Source organism: Stratiformator vulcanicus, from assembly GCF_007744515.1.
GTDB classification, from domain to species: domain Bacteria; phylum Planctomycetota; class Planctomycetia; order Planctomycetales; family Planctomycetaceae; genus Stratiformator; species Stratiformator vulcanicus.
Window position 1 is genome coordinate 2,449,531 of record NZ_CP036268.1, and the last position, 21,542, is coordinate 2,471,072.

A 21,542-nucleotide genomic window follows, 5' to 3' on the forward strand; every position below is an offset into this window, starting at 1 on the left:
CCGATCCGCACGCGAGTCGCGAACATCGAAGCAACGCTGGGCAACGTGGGAACAGCGGCCGAACGGCTGCCGATCGAACTCGTCGAAAGCAACGGCCTCGGCCACGGTCTCACTATCGTCGCCGGCGGCGACATCTTCGCCGACCTGACGGGAATCCTCCGTGACGACTCGATCGTCGACTTCACGACGACGATCGACACGATCTCCGCCGGCGGGAACGCCGATGTGCTGCTTCAGGACGCGATCCGACAGACGCCGGTTAAGGGGGCGCTCGGCCCGATCCTCGTCGACGTGATCCGCGAAGGAATCAGCGATCTGGAGGTCGAAACGAAGTTCCGGCCCGATATCCCGACCGGCGGACGAGAGTTCCCGCTCACGATCGACGGCGTCGCGCCTGGGACGCCGATCGAGAGCACCTATGATTTCGGCCTGATCGAGGCCGACGGCAACATCACGGTTGTCGCCGCTCCCGTCTCGACATTGATCGAACTTGTTGCGAACACGGACCTGCTCGGCAGCGGCCACATCGTCGCCTCAACGAACGGCGACGTGACGTTGACCGAGGTGAACGACGCGATGCGCGTGCTTGACGTTCAGTCGACCGAGAGCAACGTGCAGCTAATCGTGCCCGAGACCGCGGGCGACACAGACGATTTCATCCTCATCGACGGCGGAAGCATCGCCACTCCACTGGGAGCGATTGAGATATTCGTCGGCGACGATGTCGACCTCTCCGCGACATCCACGATGTCAGCGCTAGGCTCGATCGAAATTGAAGTCGATCAGGAGCAGTCAGGAACCGATGATGGCTCAACGATGGCCATTCGGGGCCTCATGACGGCGGACGTGGTCTCGGTCCTCAGCGGCGATAACGCGGATCAGTTGCTCGTCGAGGATCTCATCGGCGGACCTGCGACTCCTTTCAACTTCCAAACCGGCGGCGGGAACGATCTCATTAACGCTGCCCGCGTGCAGACCGTCGCAACCTTGGCTTTTAACTCCGGCGACGGCGACGACAACGCGAATCTGCGTGAGATCAGCGTGACCGGCTCACCGGGAATCGGCATCGATTTCGTAGCTGGTGAGGGTTCCGATGTTCTTGAAATCAGCGACTCCGAAGTTGCCGGTTCGAGCGCCACGGGCGTCTCAATTGATACGGGAGACGGCGAAAACGAAATTTCGATCAATCGCGTTAACGTCTGCGATGCCGGGCAGACCGGCATCGCAGTCCAAGGCGGTGACGAAGCTGACAACGTGGAACTGACTGACGTCGTAATTAGTGCGTCAGGTTCGACCGGCATCGAAGTCAGCGCCGGTGAAGGCAACAACGCCAGCAGCTTTAAGAACATCAGCGTTGACCAAGCCGGCCAGAACGGCATTCAATTCGTCGCCGGTGATGATGCCGATGTCGTCGAACTGCAAACCATCGCAGTCACGGAGTCGAAAGGTACCGGAATCGACATCTCGGTGGGCAATGGTGCCAACCGGACCGAACTCGACGACGTCACGGTCACCGGAGCAGGTAACAGAGGCGTTTCTGTCCAAAGCGGTAATGAAGCCGACAAGGTAGAACTGACTGACGTCTTCATTAATGCGTCAGGCACGATAGGTATCGAAATCAACGCGGGTGACGGCAACAACTCCGGCAGCTTTGAGAACGTGAGCGTTGACCAGGCTGGTCAAGAAGGCATTAAGTTTGTCGCCGGTGACGATGCCGATGTCATCGAACTGCAGACCATCGCGGTCACGGAGTCGACAGGTACCGGAATCGACATCTCGGTGGGCAATGGTGCTAACCGGACCGAACTCGACGACGTCACGGTCGCCGCGGCAGGGGACAGGGGTATCGCCGTCCAGGGCGGCGGCGAAGCCGACAATGTTGCACTGACTGATGTCTTAATCAACGCGTCAGGTTCGATCGGCATCGATGTTAATGCGGGTCGAGGGAACAACTCCGGCAGCATTGAGAACGTGAGCGTTGACCAGGCTGGTCAAGAAGGCATTAAGTTCGTCGCCGGTGACGATGCCGACGTCGTCGGACTGCAATCTATCGCGGTGACCAGATCGACACGTACGGGTATCGACATGTCAGTTGGCGACGGAGCCAATCAATCCAATCTTAAAGACATCGTAGTTCTCGGTGCTGGCAACAAGGGCGTCGCTGTTCAGGGTGGTAGCGGGACCGACAGCGTTGAAATGATGAATGTATTTATCGGCCAATCAGGTTCGACCGGAATCGAAGTCGATGCTGGCCACGGGAACAACTCCGGCAGCTTTAAGAGCGTCAGCGTTTTCCAGGCCGGTCAGAGTGGCATCCAGTTCGTTGCAGGTAACAACGCCGATACCGTCGAACTGCAATCCATCGCGGTGGTCAATCCGACAGGCACGGGTATCGAAATTTCAATCGGCGACGGTGCCAACCAGTCCGAACTGAAAGAAGTCACTGTCACCGGGGCCGGAAGCCGGGGAATCAACATCGGCGGCGGTAGTGGATCGGACTCCATTGATTTGGCGAACACTTTCGTGACCGACTCGAATGAGTCAGGCATCGTTGTTGATAGCGGATCGGATGGAATAGACAGTCTGCGGGCGATTCAAACCGAGGTGCACCGCGCAGGTAAGCGCGGCTTGGTTGGCACGGGACTAAGCAACGTCTTGCTGGAGAAGAACGAGTTCTCGGCGAACGGCGAACATGGACTGCATCTCGGAGCAGTCGATTCGGTCGCAACGCTTGTTGAAGTCACGACAATCGACAATGGCGGGCATGGCTTCGTTGTTGAAGCGGTGCCGGAATTGAACACGACCGACCTGACTCACATCGGTAATGCCGGTTTGGGTGGGGTCGTCGGCGTGTTTCAGGCCGGTGAACCCACAATGATCACCGAATGGAACTCAGTGCTGACGACCGGCTCGGCCCGCGATCTCGTCGTCCTCTCGCCGGACACTCTCTCACACCAACGAAACGGACTCCTCCAGGATCTGATCGTTTACAATGGCGTTGATACTCTTAATGCCGCGTTCCGATCCGGCACAGATCAAGTCGATGTCTTCCCGAGTCCGCGTACGTTCTTCAATCTGGCGGGCGACTCACCCGGCCCGGCAGATGACACCGACCTCCTGCGAATTGATATCGCCGGGACCATCCCGCAGACGATTTCGAGCGGGGCTGGCGGCAATGGATTTGTCACCTTTCTTGATGGTTTCCTAAAGATCACATTTACAAGTTGGGGCTTTCAAGCTCTCACCTTCCATCCGCCATTTCCGGGCGGAGGAGCGACTGCGGTCGATACCTCCGCGGTCGACTCACTAAGCTCATCAAGCAGCACCACTACACCGCCGCCGATCTTCGCCGGGTCTTCTGACGGCGAATCGACCTTCGGTTTCCGTGGCTTCGTCTTTCCGGATGATCCGTCAAGCACGGTCTCTCCGAAGGTCATTACTGACTCGGTGATCAAGTCCGGCATCACAGAACAACTTCATATTGTGGCTGCGATTGAGGGAGGCGATTCCGAGTGGGCGACACTTGCGATCACAATCGAAGACGGCGAGTTACGAATCGATCCGAACGATGTGCAGGAGTTCTTAGAGAAGCTTGGCACCGGAGAATTCGAGCTGTCGCTCTTGTGGTACGGTCGCGAAGAAACACTTTCGATTGAGTTGGATACGGACTCGCCGGAATCCGCCGATGAGCTGGAGCAAATCGTCGACCAGCTTCAAAAGCGTCTCAACGAAATCTCCGCTTCCGCCGACAAGGAAGACGCGGAAGAACCAGATGAAGAAAAACAATCCGAAACAGAGGACGATGCCGACGGAGATGACGTTTCCGTGACTCCGGCTGACACTCCGGTCGAAGAGCAGCCGATCGCGGTCTCGGCGACCCGCACTGCACCGCTTGCCTACTGGCGTCACCGAGCATTAAGAAGTGCTGATGGGCACGGCGTTGAGCTTTCTGCTGTCGACGATTTTGAGAAGGATGGCTTACGTGAGTCCGCAAATGATCAAGAAACTTCGGCTGAGATAAGTCCAGGAACGTCGGCAGCGATTTGTGGCGGCTACTCAAGCGCTATTGCTTTGGGTTTGGCCAGAAGAAATCGCAAATCGGGCAGAAAGCAAACGAAGATTTATAGCTAATCAATCCCTCCGGTCCAATGAATGTGTTTCATGTTCCGAATTAGAAAGTTGGCTCAACTTAGTGCGAGTTCGCCCTCGGTCCAACGAATGTGGTGCACACTCAGAAATCACAAGTCGCCTCAACCTAGAGTGATCTCCGAACGCTTTCCAGTGCGAGCGGATCGCCGAAACAGGGGAGTATCAACGGCCATCTGGCACACTCCCGCTTGGCGAAATATCACTCACAACGGTGATCGTCTCGCCGAGGATAGAATCACAGCCACGGTGAGTCAGCGGAGCAGCCCTACGCCGCCTTCCGCTCGAACGACTTCAACAATCCACCGACGTACGACCTCACGCTGATCTGAACGATTGAAATCGTTATTACTTAGTCTGGCGGTTCCCGCACCGGCGGCAGATGATCCCGCTCCATGTGAGATCGCTTCCTGTTATAGTACCCGGTTAACTCGCGAGTCAGGTATTCTTCGTGCTGCTTGCCGAACACGATGAAGCGATTCAGATACTCAATCTTGATTGTCTCGATGAACCACTCGCAGCGACCATCAAGTTCGGCGAGGGTTTCGGCAAAGGATCCTTGCTCTGAGGATGCGATTCTCCTGCTTCAGATACTCAACACACTTTGCCAGTTCGCGGTCAGTAGCAGATGCGATCAGGGCCAGCAGTGGGTGGAAAATCCGGGCCATGTTGGTAACGTCCGAGTAGCTAATCTGGAAGGTTCTACACATTCGTTGAACATCGCTCTGAGACGGATTTTCATTGGTCCGATGCATTGGTCAACCCTGTGGTTCTTAATACTGTCCAGAATTCGTTTCCGCGGCCAACATCGACTCATTGTTCACAACTCAGCGTCCTAGATTGTGCGCAATGTTCGTAACGCGCAGAGTCGCAGGGGTGATCCCAGCCTGTCGCGGAGAGTTTCGTCATCTGGGGCTGCTTCTCGCAGGCCCGGGACGGTGTCACTCCAAGCGACCTACTACCCGTGTCGGCGACAGGTCTCGAACCTATCTTCGTTCCCCCACTAATATGCGACAGCGTACTTCTGCCTAAGCCAGGTCGAAGCGTGGCGCTAGCGTCTTGAGTCTATGGAACCGAACGAGGCCACTTGCTGACATTGGCTCCAAGGTATTGTGCGCGCCCTCGGACGAGGGAGCATCGAATACCTTGATGACGAGTTAAGTCGTAAACGTCACCCGTAAAGAGGGTTACGATGTTAGCCCTCTTGCCGGAGAGCGAGCCGATCTTCTGGAGAATCAACTTTCGGTCGCAAAACCAAGTGAATTCCTTCCATGTCGAGCATTCGTCGAGACGGATCCCCCTCGACGCGATACACGAAGCCTTGCTCGGCTTTGGGACTCGACCAAGCTTGAAAGCAAGCGCCGTGTTTGGCGTGCTTGACGGCACGCTCCCACAGTCGGTCACGGACCCGCGCACTCACTTTGCCGAGGAATGTCCCGGCCCTCGGCTCGATCATCCACCGGCTCAGGTCTCCCCGCAGGCTGGTCGGGACGCGTTCTAGAATCATGACTGTCATTGCCGAGCACCTTTTCAATTTCCGGCAGCAACCGAGATAGGAACTTTTGCTCTGTGAAGACATCGCGACATGCGATCCGCACCCGACGCTCCACGCTCTTATCGGACTCCGCAACCGTGCGGAATGCCAACGGAACGATCAGATCGATCTTGAACAAGTCGGCCACATCATAGACGAACGAGAGCATCTTGCCGGTATGAATGAAGCCGAGTGCAGAGCTGTATCCAGCTGCCACAATCCCGGCGTGACACACTCCGTTCAGGCAGGCTGACGCCGCTGAGAGGGCTCGATTGAGAGGATCACCTTTCTCCCAGGAACTGTAGTCGTAGTTCCGCCCCTTCCACTGCACGCCGTGTTCCTCAGCAAGTCGTTCATAGGCAGTTCGAACACGGTAGCCTTCCCGACCCCGAATCGTTCTTATGTCTACATCCGGCTCGACTGTTTCTCCGAAACGGCGTGAGTACATCCGTGCGACCACTTCCCGCCGCAAACGCGGGATTGAAACCAACTTTGCTTGGTGGATCAGTCGAGATGCAGAGTGTGTGCCGCCACGCCCATGGGCGTAGTATCGAACTCCCTGCTCAGCACACCAGATGACTGTGCAGTCGCAATCGGACAGGTTGTCGATCGCCTTCTGGGTAATCGTTGCACCTGGACCGAGCATTAACGTCGACAAACCCGAAACGGGTATCGGCGTGCGTCCCAGTTCCGTGACGTAGGCGATCGCTTTCGCCTCCTGCTCGATCCGCCCCTTCTCAAGATAGAGAAAACTCAGCCGATCACCGAAGCGGGCATAATCATGAAGATTTCGCTGCACGGGACCCCCTCGTGTACTAAGAGAGCTTGATCGACAGTAAACCGAAGCCGAAGCCTTTGGCTGGGCCAATACCCGCCAGAAGGGCGTCGCAGAACGCAGCCGGTTCAACGACGCGGATCGAACCTGAATAACGTACGCTTAGCCACTTCCGCTTTGCTCCCTTCGCAGTGCTGCGAACCATGCCCAGCGGTTCGATCTGAAGGTCCCGGCCAAGCTCGAACCCATGAACTGTCCCTTTCCTGATTAACCAGTCGCACTGTTCCTCCTCCTTCAACAGGCCGACTCGTTTTCCCGGGATCTTCCTTTTGGGAACTGGCTGTCGGTGATCGAACTTGCCGACTCTGCGAGTCGGATTAGCGACAAGGCGAAATTGGAAGATATCCCCGTTGTGAATCGGGATACCTCCTCCGGAACGTCCCGCCGGCACCGGTTCGTAATCAATCGAGTGGCAACAGCCCGCCTCGTTGCCGGCGATATAGCCAGAGGGGAGTCGTTTCCATTGAGGCGCTTTCCAAGAAAGCACCAATACCGAAGGTGGAACAGTCTCCGTATGCAGTTCGGTCCGGAACAAGACTCTTCGCCCGTTGGCTCCGTCCGGTTTCTCAGGGCTGAACAGGTTCCAAAGCGTCTTGTGCATTTCGTCGGGAGATCCGAGATCCCTCGCAACGTTGCGTTCGAGCGGGTTGAGCAATAAGCGGCTGAGGATCAAGGCTTTACTCCTGAGCGGAAATTGAGGGTACGATCATTCTTGAGGCGATGTTCCGCGGTCGAAACTTACGCGCGGCGAAATTGAATCGCGGAACGTCGATCCGCGTGCCGGTTGCGGCCCCCGCGTCATCGACGTCTATTACGATACGGCATTCTTCGAGATTGCAGGCTCTTAGTTGAATGCCTTTCGGTGGTGTCGTAAGAACGGCCATGAGTTCGTCCAGCGAATTGCCCGGTACGATCGGGTTTATTTCCGGGAGGAGCGGTTCACCCGGCGGGCAGGACTTGCGTCCGAGGAATAATGGCCAGTGAGGGGCTTTCACTGCCTCACGCAAAAGCTCCATCAGGTCATCCGCGCCCATCAGCCCGACGAGAAAATCCGCATCGGCCAAATAGAAGCGATTTGAGAGAACGGTATCCCCCGGCTTTCCACTGGCTTTGACTACTCCATAGGAAGGCCCGTTACGCTTGCCGCTCAGCGTCCCACCGCCGGCAGTATGGAAGTCGCGAAGCAACTGGCCTGCTTTGTTGATGCGAACCCCCATCTTCAACGAAGTCAGTTCGCCAAAGGTGATTGTCCGGCCCGCGTAGGTAAGTTCTGTCGCAGTGCGGTCCATCCCGAGTGCCGCGCACAGAATTCCGATCATGCCGGACTTGGACGGTTCCCGTCCGGTGTCACGGACAGTGAAGCGGGACTGGGTTCCCCACGACTGAAGCGGCCCTGTGAGCCGTAGGATGAGGATGCTCATGCCGATGCTCCTTCTTTCGAACGGAAGTGGACGGACTTCAGCGTCTGTTCCAGAAGCTGCTCCAGTGTGTCGACACGAGTATCTTTAAGATTCCCCAGCGCCTCATCGTCTAATTTATTGAGCGAGAGCAAGCGCCGCTGTTTAATCCCACTATCGCCGTAGCTGCCGCAGAGCCTGTCCCAATGCTTCAGTAGTGCGTCGGCCGACAATTCCGTCAAACCGTGTTCCGACTGCTGCTTCGGATCGATCGGCTTCTCAAACGCATTGGCAAGGGACCACAGTCCTTGGTCCCGAAGCACGCACAGGATCAGCGTGGGCGGGTTTTGTGCGGCGAAGCTGTTTTGCTTGCCAGTCGGCACGGCGGAGATCGAAGCTCTTAAGAACGCTTCCACGGTCTTATTCGCCAGTTCTTCGTCGCCCTGAAGGTTGTCGACAAGCTGATTGAGATCGACGTTCGCGTAGCGATAGTAGCAGGCCGAGTTAAACTCGACCGTCCCCAGCATTCCCGCTCCGGCGTCTTCCTCACGGTTTTTGAGATCATCGACAGCCGTGAAAAAGTCCATTTCCATCTCAACCTTATTGGTCGAAATGGCGTGCGCAACCTGGCATGAGGCATCGACGTTCTTACCGGGCAGGTCGGCGAGCATGCGGCCGAAGAGGGCGACATCGGCGACTTTTTCGCCACCGAGCACCTGTTCGGCAGCGGATTTGATTTCATCGGGCAGCGTCGTCTCACCTTTCTTTGGCTTTTTCGCCTTCTTAGTCTTTGTGCCGCTCTCTTCCTCGGCAACGCTGACATCCTCCGGAATCTGATCCCAATACTCGTCGACAACTTTCACCAGACGTTGAATCACGTCTTCGCCGAGAAACAGCAAATACTCCGTTTCAAAGTCATCGCTGGATTTAATCTTCTGACTCTGTAATACGTTCGCGGTTTTTTGCAGCGAAAGACCCTCATCTCGTCCGTGGTCGCGGACCAGGTGCTCCGCGACGCGACCAATGACCCGCTTCGTCCGGAACGCCAGAACTTGGGGTGCGAGCAACTGATCATCTCGAAAATGCCTTCGAATCGACCGCTTGATGCACTGACTGCTGATGCGAGCCCGCCGATAGCCGCCGAAGACGCAATCTTTCGGCGCTCCGGTATCGTCTCGATTTAGGTTTGACGGAGCAAAATTTTGCAAAATGTGGACTTCCAGAAACATATTGTGTCCTCCGCCGCGCAGCATCTATGGAGCAACCGTGACGGGCGCGGTTCGCCGTCGATCGCTGATGAGTGATCTTTTTTTATCGCCGCTGCCTATGTCGTGCCGACAGCTTCGGATGCTTGCACCTGCTCGTCGGCCTTCGCAGCTCCGCCGCCGCCCCAGAAATCGCGGGCCCAGTGGGTCTGAACCCGCCGCTGCTGACCGTTCCAATTCAGCAGATCGTAGAGCAATTGATGGTAGTCGAAAGGCTTGTCTTTCGACTTCAGGAGCGAAACGACCTGTCTCAATCGATGCGGAAGGTCTTCACGGTCGGAATTCAGCAGCGCGACCAAACGTTTCTCGACGCCAGACCCCTCCGCCTCCCGCGGATCGTCCAGCGTATCTCGAAGTGCCCGGCCGATTGAGATGTCCTTGGCATGATGCTTTCCGGAGGTCGCCCCGCCTTGTTTCATCGCAAAGAGTGAAGCGACCAGCGCGTACCACTCTAATTCGCAATCAGGATCATCGTCGGTATGTCGCAGGACAAAGCGATCACGCAGCGGAGCCGCGCCGAACGGCTTACCGAGTCCGCCTCTTAATTCGGCGAGCGTTCGCCGGGAGGAGGCGTCATTCGCTCTGGCACCCTTTCGGACTTCGATGAGCGAAAGCAGTTGTTTGACGAATGGGTAGTTTTGCAGTTGGCGTCTCATGCAGCATGCTCCCCGCTAGTCGGCTCAACGTAGCTCTCAAGGAGCTTGTGTAATTTCATCCCCGGGTACCCTCGGCCTTTGTGAACGGCTTTCAGGATGCGAGCCGAACTTCCGAGCGGCACGACGGCATCGCTAAAGGCACTCCAAGCCGTGCGTCTCACGGGGCCGTGAACCCAACGCGCCAGTGCGACTGTATAAACTTCGTGCTCCGCCTGCTTATCGATTTCAGCAAGCCGTTCGAAGAATTGATAGAAATGCTCTTCCAGTCGCGACCAATAGAGCCGGTCGGGGGCGAGTCGATTCGCCATCGCCGTGACGGCGGACGCGTCGGGCGATCGGGTCCCGAAGGTTAATGATTCCCCGGCAACGACGCGGGCGGCCCGTTGTAACGTGAGTGCGACATCTTCCGCCAACCTGAGTGCTTCGCCCAGAAATTCGACGAGACGGCCTCCCTTGGTGTATCGCACCGGGAGCGGAAGCACGTCGTATCGCCAAGCGAAGACCTTGGCATTTGTGTTCTTAAGGCCCGTAACCGCTAGTCGGAAGCTCATCTCGTCTGGAATGATACCCTCGTGCACAAGCTCACGGACAAACTTTAACGTTGCCGGGCCGTGGTAAGTGGTTCCTTTTTGCGACTGCTCGCGGTCGAAATGGAACAATGCTTCGCTGTCCCGCCAGACGGCCCGGTCCAAGTCCAGTCCGATTTGTTGCCGACGTTTGTCGGTGACATAAGCTGAAAATGGTTCGCTTGTCTTGTCGGCAAGTTCGATCGTTCTTCCCATCGCGAACGCCATCTGCCTGACTTTCAGCTTTCCGTCGTCGACCTCGGGAATGAGCCGCACTTTGCGACTCACGGCAGTCAGGTGGTCGAGCAACCCCCGCGGCCGTCGCGTCTGAGCCTTCGCCGGTGTGTCAAGCTCCCAATTCGGCTGTCCTAATTTCGCGAGTTCCACGGCTTCATCTTCGATGATCTCCGTGGGCAGCAGATTTAAGAGGATCGTTTCGAAAAGGTTTTCCCCCAGAAGCTGAAAACAAAGTCCACGTGCTCGCACCGTTTGCAGATAGCCGCGACCTCCACTGATGGCGAACGCCTGCAGGGCGATTAATCGGCGAGCTGCCTCCGCCGGATCAATTGGATTTGCCGGAGTATGCCGACTCGGACTGCGGTCGTGGTGAAACAGCGAGTTGATCGGTTCGGTGCCTGTCAACAGCTTGTTCATTCCGTCGAGCGTGCTCGCCGGCCCGTCGATCGGCAGCGACGCATCCTGCAGAAACGGATGGTGCGGATGAAACAAGTCGAACCGCTCTTGCCACTGGTCCAGATAGTTTTCGACCGTTTCCTTCGGCAGCCGCCCCGCGTTCCAGAGTTCCCGCCAGTCGTCAAAACTCTGCGGGCCGTCGATCGCTCGATGAACGATGGCAAGGAGCAATTGCAATGACGCTGCGGTGACAAGCGGCGACTCGTCGCGGAGTTGGTCAATATTGTGGGCTTCAAGCAGTGCCTCTCGAAGTCCAGCGTCGCGCATTTCTCCGTCTCTTGAGACCGGGAGCCAAGGTTGATCGATCAGGTCGAAGGTTGGAGCAGCTTTGACAAAATCAGACATTCTTCGTCCTTTCCATCAGCACCCCGCGCAGCCGGTCATACCGCAGTGCGAATCGACCATTCTGGTATTGGCCCCCATCGCTCAGAATGCAGGGGCGGTGGTAGCGTAGGGCACCACTTTTCTCCCACCCTGATGGAACGGGCTGCCGTGAGAAGTGGCCGCACCAATGATTTTGGCTGAGAGAGACTGAACTTTTCAGTAACGCTTTCACTTGTGCGAGCGACGGACGCAATTCGAGATCAATCGCCTTGTGATCCGCGATCAGAGCGACTGCTCCTGCGATCTCTTGGAGAAGCACGATCGACACCGTCGCGTCGATCTCCCGCGTTCTGGCCCGCAGTGAATCGTGGGTCGTAGGATCGTCCTCGTCGAGTCCGAGCGATCGCTGTTTCAAGAGCCGAGTGTAGTCTGGGGCCATGATCAAGCCGCCCGCCGCATTCGCGCAGCTCTCGCTGCGTTGTTCCTCGAGCGCCTCGCGACTCTCCCGCAACACCGCCCCCCACTCCTGCGGCACCTCGCCCCAGTCGTCTGCATAAACCGCCTCCACTAGCGGCTCGATGTCGACCGGCAATGCGATCTGCGACCGCTCCTTTAATACTAGCCATGTCCTCAGCAAGACGTGGCGGGCGTAGACCCCCTTGCCATTACCGTCGTCCTCGAAGCTGCCGAAACTCGGTACACCCGACGCGCTTAATTCAGTCGGCTCGACCAACAGCAGGCGAGGCGTCTGTACTTGCTCCGGCCGGGGCGTTCGGAAGTGTCGGTGCAGGCGGCCTGCCCGCTGCAACAAAAGGTCAACCGGAGCCCATTCCGAAATCATCAGATCGAAGTCAAGGTCGAGACTCTGCTCGATCACCTGTGTCGCGACGAGCACGCAGCGCGGCCGGGTCCCTTCAAATTGGACTGACCCCGTGCCCGTCTTTATCGCCTCGCCTTTACCGAACTTTCGCAGCACGGCCTCTTCAATCTGCTGTCTGCGACCAAACGGAAAGCGGGCGTGAAACAGCAACAGGTCACCCTCGGGAATCGGATCGTTCCTCGACCAGTCGTCCGGCAGATCGATCGGACTGAAACCGGCAGCGCACAGATCATCAAATAACCTCTGTGCGGACCCCACGGTATTGCAAATCACCGCCGCACATCCGCCACCGGACAATGCTTTCCCCAATTGTTCCGCGAGACCCGAGGCGGAAACCTCACCGAGCCTGACAGTGCGTTCGAGTGCCTTGTTCCAAGCGAAGTGATGAGCCCGAGGCTCGCTCTTCGCATCGGTCACTGAGGTCACCCGCGGATACGCCTCATCGGGAATAGTCACGTCGTCTACGTTCCGGCCTTGCCACGCCGCAATCAATTCCCGCCTCCGACCCGCGGGCAATGTCGCCGAGAGCAACACCACCGGACTGCCTAAGCTCCGAAGCCATCTCAGCAGTCGTGACTGGATCGTCGACATATAGGCGTCGTAGGCATGCACCTCGTCGAGGATCACCGTCCGCCCACTCAAGCCCAGCAGCCGGACGAAATGAAACTTCGTCTGCAGAACCGCCAACATCGCCTGATCGACGGTCCCGACGCCGAACGGGGCGAGTAACGCCTGCCGCTTGTCCGACGCGAACCATGCTTCTGCGACGACCGCTCCGCGAGATTCATCGGCTTCCTCGTCATCCCCGTAGACTGGATTGAACAGCGCGCGATCCTCCGATCGCCGCACCATCTCTTCGAATGCTTCACTCAACGAAGCGCCGCCGTGAATCAATTGAAGGTCGATCGACTGGCGGGGATAACGCTCCGCAAGAAAATTCTCGATCCGCGGCAACATGCCGTTGCTAGTCGCCTGAGTCGGCAATGCGACATAAAATCCACGCCTGCCGGCAGCATGTTGAAAGACGTCTGCCAGGAAGAGTGCGGCCTCCGTCTTTCCTTCGCCCATCGGGGCCTCGATGATCGTCAGCGACGGCCGATCGGCGAGTTCAGTCGCAATCTCGGCGACGAATGTCTGCAATGGTCGCGGTTCTGAAATAAACGGAAACAAGTCAGTCAGGCCCACCACATCCGCGCGTCCGCCATCTCGATTGAGCCAGCCCGTCGCTTCAACTGCGGACCGGCACCTTTCCTGACTGCCCGCAACGTAGGCTTGCAAGTCGACCTGAATGCCCGCCGGCGGAAATTGAAGCTTCTGCGAACCGAGCCAATCCGCCACAGAAATTAGCCCGGCCAGGAACAGCCACCACGCTCCGTCACGAGGCTGTGGCCGATTCAACTCGGCGACCTTGAAGAACCGAGCAAGTTCATCGAGCAACTCGACTCGGCTCGCGTGCCAATCGCGGGCGGATGATTTTACGTCGACATGACTCGGTACGATCCCGTGATGACCGGCTACGACTTGGGAAACCCTCCGTGCTTTCGGTTCCAGCCACTTCAGTGTTTCCACGAGCCAGGGAAGCAGGGCCCGCCCGCTAATTTCCGCGTGCGGCCTACTTCCGCTCATTTCGGAGAGGCCCAATGATCGGCGAATAGCGTTCTTCTGCGGCTCAGGGGCTCGGCCGTACTGAAAGTCGGGAGAGACTTTTCCCACATCGTGAACGGCTGAGAAGAAAGCCGTCCACCGACCTGTCGTCGTTTCGTCAAGGCCGACGCATTCCGACCAGTGCCGCTTGACCCCCTCGGAAAGCCCCTCATCCCACAACACTTGCGCGCAGCCACCCACGTCGATGCAGTGGCAAATCACCGGGTGAGCATCGTCCGGATAGACACCGTCTCTGCCCAACTTCGCCCAAAACTGAGACTGTGAGACGCTCAAGTTTCGCTCCTCGCCAGAGCCTGCGAAGAGGAAATCGAGGCTGCAGCATCGTCTTCACCCGAATGAGCTTTCGCCATTCGAATCGCGGCAGTGCGCACCGTCGACTTTAATTCATCCGGCTCCAAGACGATGGCTTGTCCGCCAAAGCTCATCACGAAGCTTTCGATTTCCTCAAGATCGGTTACCACGAAGACTCCGAGCAGCGACCCGTCATGTTGCGGTTCAAGACGCCTGCAGGAACCCCACTGGTGTTCTTCGACAAAGCGACGAACCGCAGATTCGAAGCGAATCCGCACGGTGATCGGCGGACCGTCGCTACTGAAGATGCCGAACGAGTTCTTAAAAAATCTCTCAGGATCAAAACTTTTCGGCTCTGGAAATGGGAAATTGTCGACATGGACATTGGAAATACGGTCGACCTTAAACGTGCGGATTTCATCGTGCTGATGCGACTGGGCGATCAAATAAAACGAGCCTCGGAACTCTTTTAGATGATATGGCCAGACATCATAGGTGAGAGGCTCGGTCGAACGCTGCGACTGATAGGTAATATGTGTCGTCCGTCGCTCTTCGGTCGCCATCATTAAATCATCGAGTATCGGGCCGTGGCCGGAGTAGTCGCTCGATCGCGTCTGCGAGACACCGACCGCTCTCTCGACCTTATCAAGGTAGCGGATCAACGATTCGCCAACTGTCGAACGAATTTTACGGATCGCCGACTCAACGCCCTCCCACAGCGGCGTCCCTGCAAAAGACTCCATTTTCTTCACGGCGACGTAAATGGACAGCAGCTCCGAAGCGTCGAGCCGCACGTTCGCAAGCCCCTCATCGGCGGCCATTCGCCACCGTTTTCGACCGTAGGCCTCTTCGATCTCTTCCAACGGGAAACCTGATTGTTGTAGAGCTGAAATGTCTCGCCGGATGGTTTTTTCGCTGGCCCCGGTCTCGTCCACCAAATCGTTGACCGTCAGCCCTCGTCGACGGGACGAAGCCAGGCGAACAATCAGGAGTTGCCTCGCAATTTGCGTCATGTCGTGGGCGTCACGGCGTGGCATTGACCATCTCTCTTTCGAACGTGCAACGCGAGAAGGTTAATCGACAGGGGCGGCAGGGTATGACTTATGCAGATGTTTACCCAATGGTACAAGCGTTACAACTGTCGGCTCATCGCCAGGTACGAATTCCTCTTGAGAGTTTCGTCTGTCTTGATCAAGGTGAGTTCGGCAAGATCGTATCGGGGGAGTTAAAAATGGCTCCGGCATCAAGTAGGAGGTCATTGATCTACACAATTTGGTAGTCAGTGATCACCAGCGACACAAGATGCTGGTGAGTTCCCCACGCACGTGGGGATGAACCGGCCACTGTCGCGATCGTGGTGGAGAACAAGGAGAGTTCCCCACGCACGTGGGGATGAACCGCGACGAAGACAAACGCCGGATCGCGCGCGAACGAGTTCCCCACGCACGTGGGGATGAACCGGCGATAGCGGACCAACCGTAGAAGCTAAGGCGGAGTTCCCCACGCACGTGGGGATGAACCGATCAAAGCCGTTCTCGCGAAGAAGCGAGAGGCGAGTTCCCCACGCACGTGGGGATGAACCGTAGTGTCACGGAACATCTTTGAGGACCATCCAGAGTTCCCCACGCACGTGGGGATGAACCGGCCACCACCGGTCCGGGATTGTCTGCACCTTCGAGTTCCCCACGCACGTGGGGATGAACCGCTCCCGACCTCGACATCATTGCAGATGATGGCGAGTTCCCCACGCACGTGGGGATGAACCGACTCGATCGATGTTCGCGATGTCACTCGTTTTGAGTTCCCCACGCACGTGGGGATGAACCGTCGCACCTCGACTTCGCCATCGCCGACCCGACGAGTTCCCCACGCACGTGGGGATGAACCGGCCCCGTCCGGGGCTTTGTGCCTGCGGCAGCAGAGTTCCCCACGCACGTGGGGATGAACCGCGGACGATGGACCGAGCACGTCGACCGCGGGGGAGTTCCCCACGCACGTGGGGATGAACCGGCTCCGGGGCCAAGTATTACGGGAACCGCATCGAGTTCCCCACGCACGTGGGGATGAACCGTTTGTCCGGTTCCAGCTCGATTGCCGGTCGATGAGTTCCCCACGCACGTGGGGATGAACCGAACTCGCCCTGGCGGATGCCCGCTCGCGGATCGAGTTCCCCACGCACGTGGGGATGAACCGGCCCGCGAGCGGTTGCTGGACTGGACGAAATGGAGTTCCCCACGCACGTGGGGATGAACCGGTCGGTTTTTCGTTGCCGCTCAGTGCGATTCTGAGTTCCCCAAACACGTGGGGATGAACCGGAGCCGATACGGCGGTATCGCTTTCTTCTTCAGAAAGGGAAGCTGATTCCAAGGTATCTATCCGAACATGTTGCGTCGGTTTGAGGGGGCAGGTCAGCCCCCAATATCCCGTCCTGCATCAAGGCACCGCTTTGCGCCGCCAAGTTTGACCGTCGCAACTGTCGCCCGCCAAAGCCACTTTCGACTGCCGTCAGCAGCATTCTCTCAAAGTCGTTAAGAGGCTTGGCTTGGCCGGTGCGGACCCCACCCGACTCATTCCTCCAACGATAGTTGGTCGGAGCTATCACACCAATGAGATGGCCGACTCAGGCAACGGCTTGACCTTGCGGCGGCAGTTCTTCGGCTTCATGCAGGTTCCTGTCTACCAGCACAAGAACGGTCGAAAGTCGTTTGTAAGGTACTGCTCGCCACCTCAGCCACGGAGCCGAACCGTCAGCTTATTATACCGGCACGTGGCGATAAGCTGCCTGGAAAGCCGAGATACGCGCGGACTCGACCGCTAAAAATCCGAACGGCATCAGCAGTGGCGAGCATCCGTGCGATCGTTGCTCTGCCCAGAAGACTGCAGAGACAGTTGACCTAAATTTTTGGGAAAAATGCGTCATAAGACATAGAGAGGGCGTTACCTATCGGCCATTAGCAGCAGTTCAACACAAAGCAACGTCTTCGTCGGTCGAAAACAATTGCAAACGATTTGGCGAAATATCTTCAAATGACACATCACCGCTTGGAGGTCGCATGAATTCTCGCAACGATAACCCCATCAAGGCTTGGCCGAAATCAAGAACCTCGGTGGAGCAAACTCGAAACTCCGCAGCGCAATGCAGGAAATGTCATGAGTCGTCAGAAAGGTCCTCAAATGGAATTTGGTGCCAAGGCTGCCTCGGCTTTCAAAGTCATTCCGCTAATGCCCCTCCCGCGCCCGGATTACCAGATGCGGTCGCTTCCTCCTTGGATGCGTTGGGAAGTTACACGTCGGCACCCGGTATACATCCATTTCTGGGCCGAGATTACGCCGGGACAGTATCCGGGAAAGGACCCTAATATTTTTCCGGTTCTGAAAGCTTCCCGTGATTTGTTCTTAAGTCTTATTGGCGTGAACCCGCAGGGAATTCCTCCGGAGACAGAGTTCGACAAGATCGAACCTGATCAGTTCCCCGAGTGGATGGCAGGTTGTATTCAGCCACACACCTTTCGCGATCTTGCAGCGCAGCTGCTTGACGCACTGCCTGATGATGACATCAAAATCATCGCAGAAATCTTCGCAGCCGCGGCCAATTCCGAACCCGGTCAATTTCCACCGAAGTTTGCTGCGATGCAAAAACTCAGGTCGGTCAAGTCCGACCGACTCGACTGTTTTGCCGACGAGCTATGGTTTCGCTCGATCCGACTGCTTCCGCCCGGAAACTGCAAGATGATCTGACTCAAGTACTCACGGAGTTTCGCAAACGACACACGATAGATGCGAGCCGGGACCGGCAGGACAAATACCGAGAATATCTCGCGGTTTGGGATCAACGAGAGGGATGGACGAACGGAGGCTACGATGATCCACAGAAACTACTTAAGGACGTTGCCAAACAGCTTAGGAAACGCGTTTCGACTATCCAGTACCACTACAAAAGCGCGTTTCAGCTCATCACTGGGTATGAATATACACCTGAGCTTTATAGCCGCTTTTTTGGCATCACGCAGCTGTGCGGTCTCTTCAAGGCACCCGACAAAGTCGCCCTCCGGAGGCCGCTGAAGTCCGGGTCACCCGTACCCGTTCCCGAATCAACGCTCGGACCGCAAGACCACAGCAACTCGATTCTCGATACGATCAGGTCGCTCCAGCCCGACAGTGAACTCCTCGAGAGACTTGACGAACTAATCGCCCTGTTTGAATCCGAAAAGACCAACGCAGAAATTGCCGAACACTATCGGAATGAAGGACTTGATCCGCCAAACGTCGAGTTGGCTCGGGAGCGTCTGCCGGAACTGAAAGCGCTTACCTCCTTTATCTGAGAAATTGCGCCTGCACTAATTCGAAACGGGGAGCCCATGAGGATGGGTTCCCCGTTTTTTTTGCGATGCAGGCCATGTCTGACGATCAAGAACCGCCGTTGTTGACGCTGAAGCAGGCTTCTCAGCGATTCGGCATCTCAGTCTCCACGCTTCGCCGTTGGGCTCGACGGGGCGAAATCGCGTACCTGCAGGCCGGCCGCGGAGGAACGATCCGCATACCAGCGGACGCTCTCGAAGACTTGATGAACCGGCCGACCCCACGATCCCCCGCTCCGCATCCCACGGAGCCTCGCGCGGGCGGCATACCCGATTGGATGCGCCGCTAAACCTCCGAACAGAAGAATCAAAATGCCTAGAAGATCAGCAATTCGATGCGAGTTCTTCACCTACCGAATCTTTCAGCGTCGTGGCGTTTTTTACGCCGATGGAAGGAGTAACAAAACAAATGTTGGAAAGCACTCACTAGGCACCCGTGATCCAGAGGAAGCACTTCAACGACTGAAATTCCTCGATCGGAAACTTGCGATCGAGTCCGGCCTAGTTCCCGAAGAGGAGGCTACTGCTCATGATCATGGCCCGCTGCCGATCGAAGCAATTTGGGACGCCTACTTAAGTGATCGGTCCCGGCCTGCGATTACGGGCGGCGTATCGGATAGTACGGCCAAACGGTACCGGGCCGTGCGAAATAAGCATGCCGATTTCTGCAAACAGAAAAGGGTCAACGACTGGCGGCAGTTTGGACAGCACCAATTCATCAGCTACGCAGAATATCTCGACAAGAAGCTAGAACTTGCTCCAAGGACTGTGGACTTCGAGTCGAACCTTGTTCTCCAAGTTATCAATTGGCTCATCGGGAGTGGTCAGTTGCCAGCGTTGGTGAAACCCAATGTCAAACTCGTCAAGCCGACCGGGAGCGACACGTACTGTTTCCGGCCGACAGAAGTGAAATCGATCCTCGAATACTGCCGGAACAATGAAAAGTTGATTTGGATTTATCAATTGATTGCCGTGCTGGCTTCGACCGGCATGCGGATCGGAGAGGCTCAGAGTCTGCGTTGGACCGACATCGCTCTCAATACCCAGAGCCTGACTGTTCCCGATGAGCGAGCAAGTCACCGAAAACGCAGGCTGGGTTCAGCACGGACGGCCAAAGGAAAACGCGGCCGGAGTGTACCGCTCGGTTCCAACACTATTCAGATTCTAAGTGAACTCGATCGACACCAGGACGGCTACGTATTTCACGGTCCGCTGGGCGGTCGTCTCAAGCCCGATACGGTTCGCAATATTCTCGTGCGGGATGTGCTGACAATGCTGAAGTCTCGATTCCCGACGCTACCTGGGGACATCGGGTTCGAGCACGGTCGATTGCACAGCTTTCGCCACTACTTTGTCAGCCAGGCCTTCGCCCACGGGGCGTCAGAGGGACAGGTCAAAGATTGGGTCGGTCACCGGGACAGCGAAATGGTCGCCTGCTACCGGCACCAATTCGACGACGCGAACCGGCAGCGTATTGACCAAATCCCGTTTATCTAGACAAGGCCAATACGGGAGTTCCGATGTTCGATACGAGTTGATCGAGCAGCATGGTGAGTAGCCACACTTCACGGCGGATTTTCGGCCTCGACTGGGCCCGGCGGATGGTCCGCCGGGCAGGCGAGCCAATCAAACATGGAAGGGAGTCGACGATCCCGATCAGCCGATAGGACGGTCAGCTATGTCCCAATTATTGTCCCAATTCATCTTCGCCAAGAACGAACATCGCCGCAAACCTTTATCTAATAGAGGCTTGCGGCGATGGGTAAAATCGAATGCGGAGAGAGAAGGATTCGAACCTTCGGTTCCCGAAGGAACACGGTACTGTTTCGAACGCAGCACCGTCGCATTAATCCGCTCTGCCACCTCTCCGGGGCGGTCATTCCGTCAACACCGGAAACTATGGCTCACGGGTGACGGCCGGTCGGGCAGAAATTCGAATCTGTCCCAAAAAGTTCTCTTCTCGAGATAGCCCCTGTCCGGCTCTGCTGCGAAGAGAACTCGTGTGAGCGTCTGTTTTGTCGATCAATCGAGGAATCGGATTCGGCCGTTGTGCAGATCGTAGACGGCGCCGACGATCTTGACTTCGCCTGTTTTCTCGGCGTTGCGCAAGTCTTTGATTCTTCGCAGTTCTTCGATGCTGTGTCGGACGTTGGCGGTGACGCCGCGGTGGACACGTTCGTCGTGCTTCAAACTCTTTGGAATTGCCTCGATGCCCGGGGCGATCGATCGCAGGAGCCGCTTGACCTCGATCGGCTCGTCCATGCCCTTGTCCAATTCTTCGAACGCGGCGGTAACGGCCCCGCAATGTTCGTGGCCCAGCACCACAATGAGCCGGGTCTTCAGGTGATGCACCGCATACTCGATGCTGCCGGCGACGTCCGGGTCGACCACATTGCCCGCCACTCGAATCACGAACAGGTCACCCAGCCCCTGGTCGAAGATCAATTCGGGACAAACGCGTGAGTCGGCGCAGCCAAGGATCGTGGCGAAGGGATGCTGGCCTGATTCGAGCGACAGCCGCCACGTTCGCTCTTCGTGGGGATGGGTCGAATGCTCTTCGGCAAATCGTTGATTGCCCTCTTTCAAGCGGACAAGGGCCTCTTGGGCAGTCACGTTGCGAACCTTGGTTGAATCGGTGGCTGCCTCTTCGGCCCCGGCCGAATTCACCTGAATGCGAAAGGGATAGGCCGCGGCGACGATCAAGCCGCAAAGTGCCACAGCGGGCAGGACGGTACGAAGCATGGGGGGGACGCCGGAAAGGGAACTTGCGGGCGGGCTGTTGCAAAATTACCTCAACAAACCGGACCTGCAAGCGGCTTTGAGGCCCTGTGCCTCCGAATTGTCATTTCCACGCATGTTCAAACTCCCATGTCGATCAGCCTGCATTGGTTCCGCGTGATCAATCCCCCTAAAATGCGGTTTCATCACTACA

The 21,542-nt window shown here is 57.0% G+C and carries 15 protein-coding genes, 1 tRNA gene and 1 CRISPR repeat array (1 of these 17 running past the window's edge); of the genes, 5 read left to right on the forward strand and 11 right to left on the reverse strand.

The genetic code is table 11. The annotated features are described in order from the left end of the window. Window positions 1-4,131: the end of a DUF4347 domain-containing protein gene (locus tag Pan189_RS09515; RefSeq protein ID WP_310821296.1), read on the forward strand. The gene continues 23,853 nt to the left of window position 1, outside the view; the window shows 4,131 of its 27,984 coding nt (coding positions 23,854-27,984); its start codon lies off the left edge, out of view; the stop codon is at window positions 4,129-4,131. Window positions 4,132-5,341: 1,210 nt separating this feature from the next. Here Pan189_RS09515 and cas2e read toward each other — a convergent pair. The 9 genes from cas2e to Pan189_RS09560 form a co-directional block, all read right to left on the reverse strand. Beyond that, on the reverse strand, window positions 5,342-5,662 hold the full coding sequence (cas2e, locus tag Pan189_RS21670) for a type I-E CRISPR-associated endoribonuclease Cas2e (protein WP_145363687.1): 321 nt from the start codon (window positions 5,660-5,662) through the stop codon (window positions 5,342-5,344). After that, window positions 5,547-6,479, reverse strand: coding sequence for a type I-E CRISPR-associated endonuclease Cas1e (gene cas1e / locus Pan189_RS09525; RefSeq protein WP_310821297.1), 933 nt, complete (start codon window positions 6,477-6,479; stop codon window positions 5,547-5,549). The genes cas2e and cas1e overlap by 116 nt, the downstream gene beginning before the upstream one ends. A 16-nt stretch (window positions 6,480-6,495) precedes the next feature. Then, window positions 6,496-7,188 carry a type I-E CRISPR-associated protein Cas6/Cse3/CasE gene (cas6e, locus tag Pan189_RS09530; RefSeq protein WP_145363689.1) on the reverse strand — a complete coding sequence of 231 codons (693 nt, stop codon included), beginning with the start codon at window positions 7,186-7,188 and terminating at the stop codon, window positions 6,496-6,498. A 4-nt stretch (window positions 7,189-7,192) separates the two neighbouring features. Continuing rightward, window positions 7,193-7,936 (reverse strand): type I-E CRISPR-associated protein Cas5/CasD, encoded by a 744-nt coding sequence (cas5e, locus tag Pan189_RS09535; RefSeq protein WP_145363690.1) that lies wholly within the window; start codon window positions 7,934-7,936, stop codon window positions 7,193-7,195. Continuing rightward, a complete protein-coding gene (cas7e, locus tag Pan189_RS09540) occupies window positions 7,933-9,141 on the reverse strand; it encodes a type I-E CRISPR-associated protein Cas7/Cse4/CasC (protein WP_145363691.1) in 1,209 nt (402 codons plus the stop codon). Before cas7e ends, cas5e begins: the two co-directional genes overlap by 4 nt. Window positions 9,142-9,236: 95 nt before the next feature. Further along, the gene (casB, locus tag Pan189_RS09545) at window positions 9,237-9,833 is read right to left on the reverse strand and encodes a type I-E CRISPR-associated protein Cse2/CasB (protein ID WP_145363692.1); all 597 of its coding nucleotides are present in this window, start codon (window positions 9,831-9,833) and stop codon (window positions 9,237-9,239) included. After that, a complete protein-coding gene (gene casA, locus Pan189_RS09550) occupies window positions 9,830-11,437 on the reverse strand; it encodes a type I-E CRISPR-associated protein Cse1/CasA (protein ID WP_145363693.1) in 1,608 nt (535 codons plus the stop codon). The genes casB and casA overlap by 4 nt, the downstream gene beginning before the upstream one ends. Next, entirely contained in the window at window positions 11,430-14,234 is a 2,805-nt protein-coding gene (cas3, locus tag Pan189_RS09555; RefSeq protein ID WP_145363694.1) for a CRISPR-associated helicase Cas3', read from the reverse strand. Before cas3 ends, casA begins: the two co-directional genes overlap by 8 nt. Beyond that, the gene (locus Pan189_RS09560; protein WP_145363695.1) at window positions 14,231-15,289 is read right to left on the reverse strand and encodes a helix-turn-helix transcriptional regulator; all 1,059 of its coding nucleotides are present in this window, start codon (window positions 15,287-15,289) and stop codon (window positions 14,231-14,233) included. The genes cas3 and Pan189_RS09560 overlap by 4 nt, the downstream gene beginning before the upstream one ends. Before the next feature lie 273 nt (window positions 15,290-15,562). Continuing rightward, window positions 15,563-16,567: a CRISPR direct-repeat array (repeat unit 29 nt; unit sequence GAGTTCCCCACGCACGTGGGGATGAACCG). Window positions 16,568-17,501: 934 nt separating this feature from the next. Between Pan189_RS09560 and Pan189_RS09565 the strand changes: the two genes are divergently transcribed. The 4 genes from Pan189_RS09565 (at window position 17,502) to Pan189_RS21335 (ending at window position 20,107) form a co-directional block, all read left to right on the forward strand. Beyond that, entirely contained in the window at window positions 17,502-17,990 is a 489-nt protein-coding gene (locus Pan189_RS09565) for a hypothetical protein (protein ID WP_310821299.1), read from the forward strand. Then, window positions 17,939-18,574 (forward strand): hypothetical protein, encoded by a 636-nt coding sequence (locus Pan189_RS09570; protein ID WP_145363697.1) that lies wholly within the window; start codon window positions 17,939-17,941, stop codon window positions 18,572-18,574. The genes Pan189_RS09565 and Pan189_RS09570 overlap by 52 nt, the downstream gene beginning before the upstream one ends. A gap of 74 nt (window positions 18,575-18,648) precedes the next feature. After that, entirely contained in the window at window positions 18,649-18,900 is a 252-nt protein-coding gene (locus Pan189_RS09575; protein ID WP_310821300.1) for a helix-turn-helix domain-containing protein, read from the forward strand. A gap of 538 nt (window positions 18,901-19,438) precedes the next feature. Next, the gene (locus Pan189_RS21335) at window positions 19,439-20,107 is read left to right on the forward strand and encodes a tyrosine-type recombinase/integrase (protein WP_310821301.1); all 669 of its coding nucleotides are present in this window, start codon (window positions 19,439-19,441) and stop codon (window positions 20,105-20,107) included. Window positions 20,108-20,385: 278 nt separating this feature from the next. On the opposite strand, the gene Pan189_RS21340 is transcribed toward Pan189_RS21335, so the two are convergent. Then, a tRNA-OTHER gene (locus tag Pan189_RS21340) sits at window positions 20,386-20,479 on the reverse strand. A 153-nt stretch (window positions 20,480-20,632) separates the two neighbouring features. Then, window positions 20,633-21,352, reverse strand: a complete 720-nt coding sequence (locus Pan189_RS09585; protein ID WP_145363700.1) for a carbonic anhydrase — start codon at window positions 21,350-21,352, stop codon at window positions 20,633-20,635. Window positions 21,353-21,542: the final 190 nt, after the last annotated feature.

What these genes read in the sequence shown, in the direction of transcription:
- cas2e (WP_145363687.1), bottom strand. Translation starts at nt 5,662, where the DNA reads ATGACAGTCATGATTCTAGAACGCGTCCCGACCAGCCTGCGGGGAGAC.
- cas5e (WP_145363690.1), bottom strand. Translation starts at nt 7,936, where the DNA reads ATGAGCATCCTCATCCTACGGCTCACAGGGCCGCTTCAGTCGTGGGGA.
- cas7e (WP_145363691.1), bottom strand. Translation starts at nt 9,141, where the DNA reads ATGTTTCTGGAAGTCCACATTTTGCAAAATTTTGCTCCGTCAAACCTA.
- casB (WP_145363692.1), bottom strand. Translation starts at nt 9,833, where the DNA reads ATGAGACGCCAACTGCAAAACTACCCATTCGTCAAACAACTGCTTTCG.
- casA (WP_145363693.1), bottom strand. Translation starts at nt 11,437, where the DNA reads ATGTCTGATTTTGTCAAAGCTGCTCCAACCTTCGACCTGATCGATCAA.
- Pan189_RS09560 (WP_145363695.1), bottom strand. Translation starts at nt 15,289, where the DNA reads ATGCCACGCCGTGACGCCCACGACATGACGCAAATTGCGAGGCAACTC.
- Pan189_RS09565 (WP_310821299.1), top strand. Translation starts at nt 17,502, where the DNA reads ATGCGGTCGCTTCCTCCTTGGATGCGTTGGGAAGTTACACGTCGGCAC.
- Pan189_RS09570 (WP_145363697.1), top strand. Translation starts at nt 17,939, where the DNA reads ATGGTTTCGCTCGATCCGACTGCTTCCGCCCGGAAACTGCAAGATGAT.
- Pan189_RS09575 (WP_310821300.1), top strand. Translation starts at nt 18,649, where the DNA reads ATGTCTGACGATCAAGAACCGCCGTTGTTGACGCTGAAGCAGGCTTCT.
- Pan189_RS09585 (WP_145363700.1), bottom strand. Translation starts at nt 21,352, where the DNA reads ATGCTTCGTACCGTCCTGCCCGCTGTGGCACTTTGCGGCTTGATCGTC.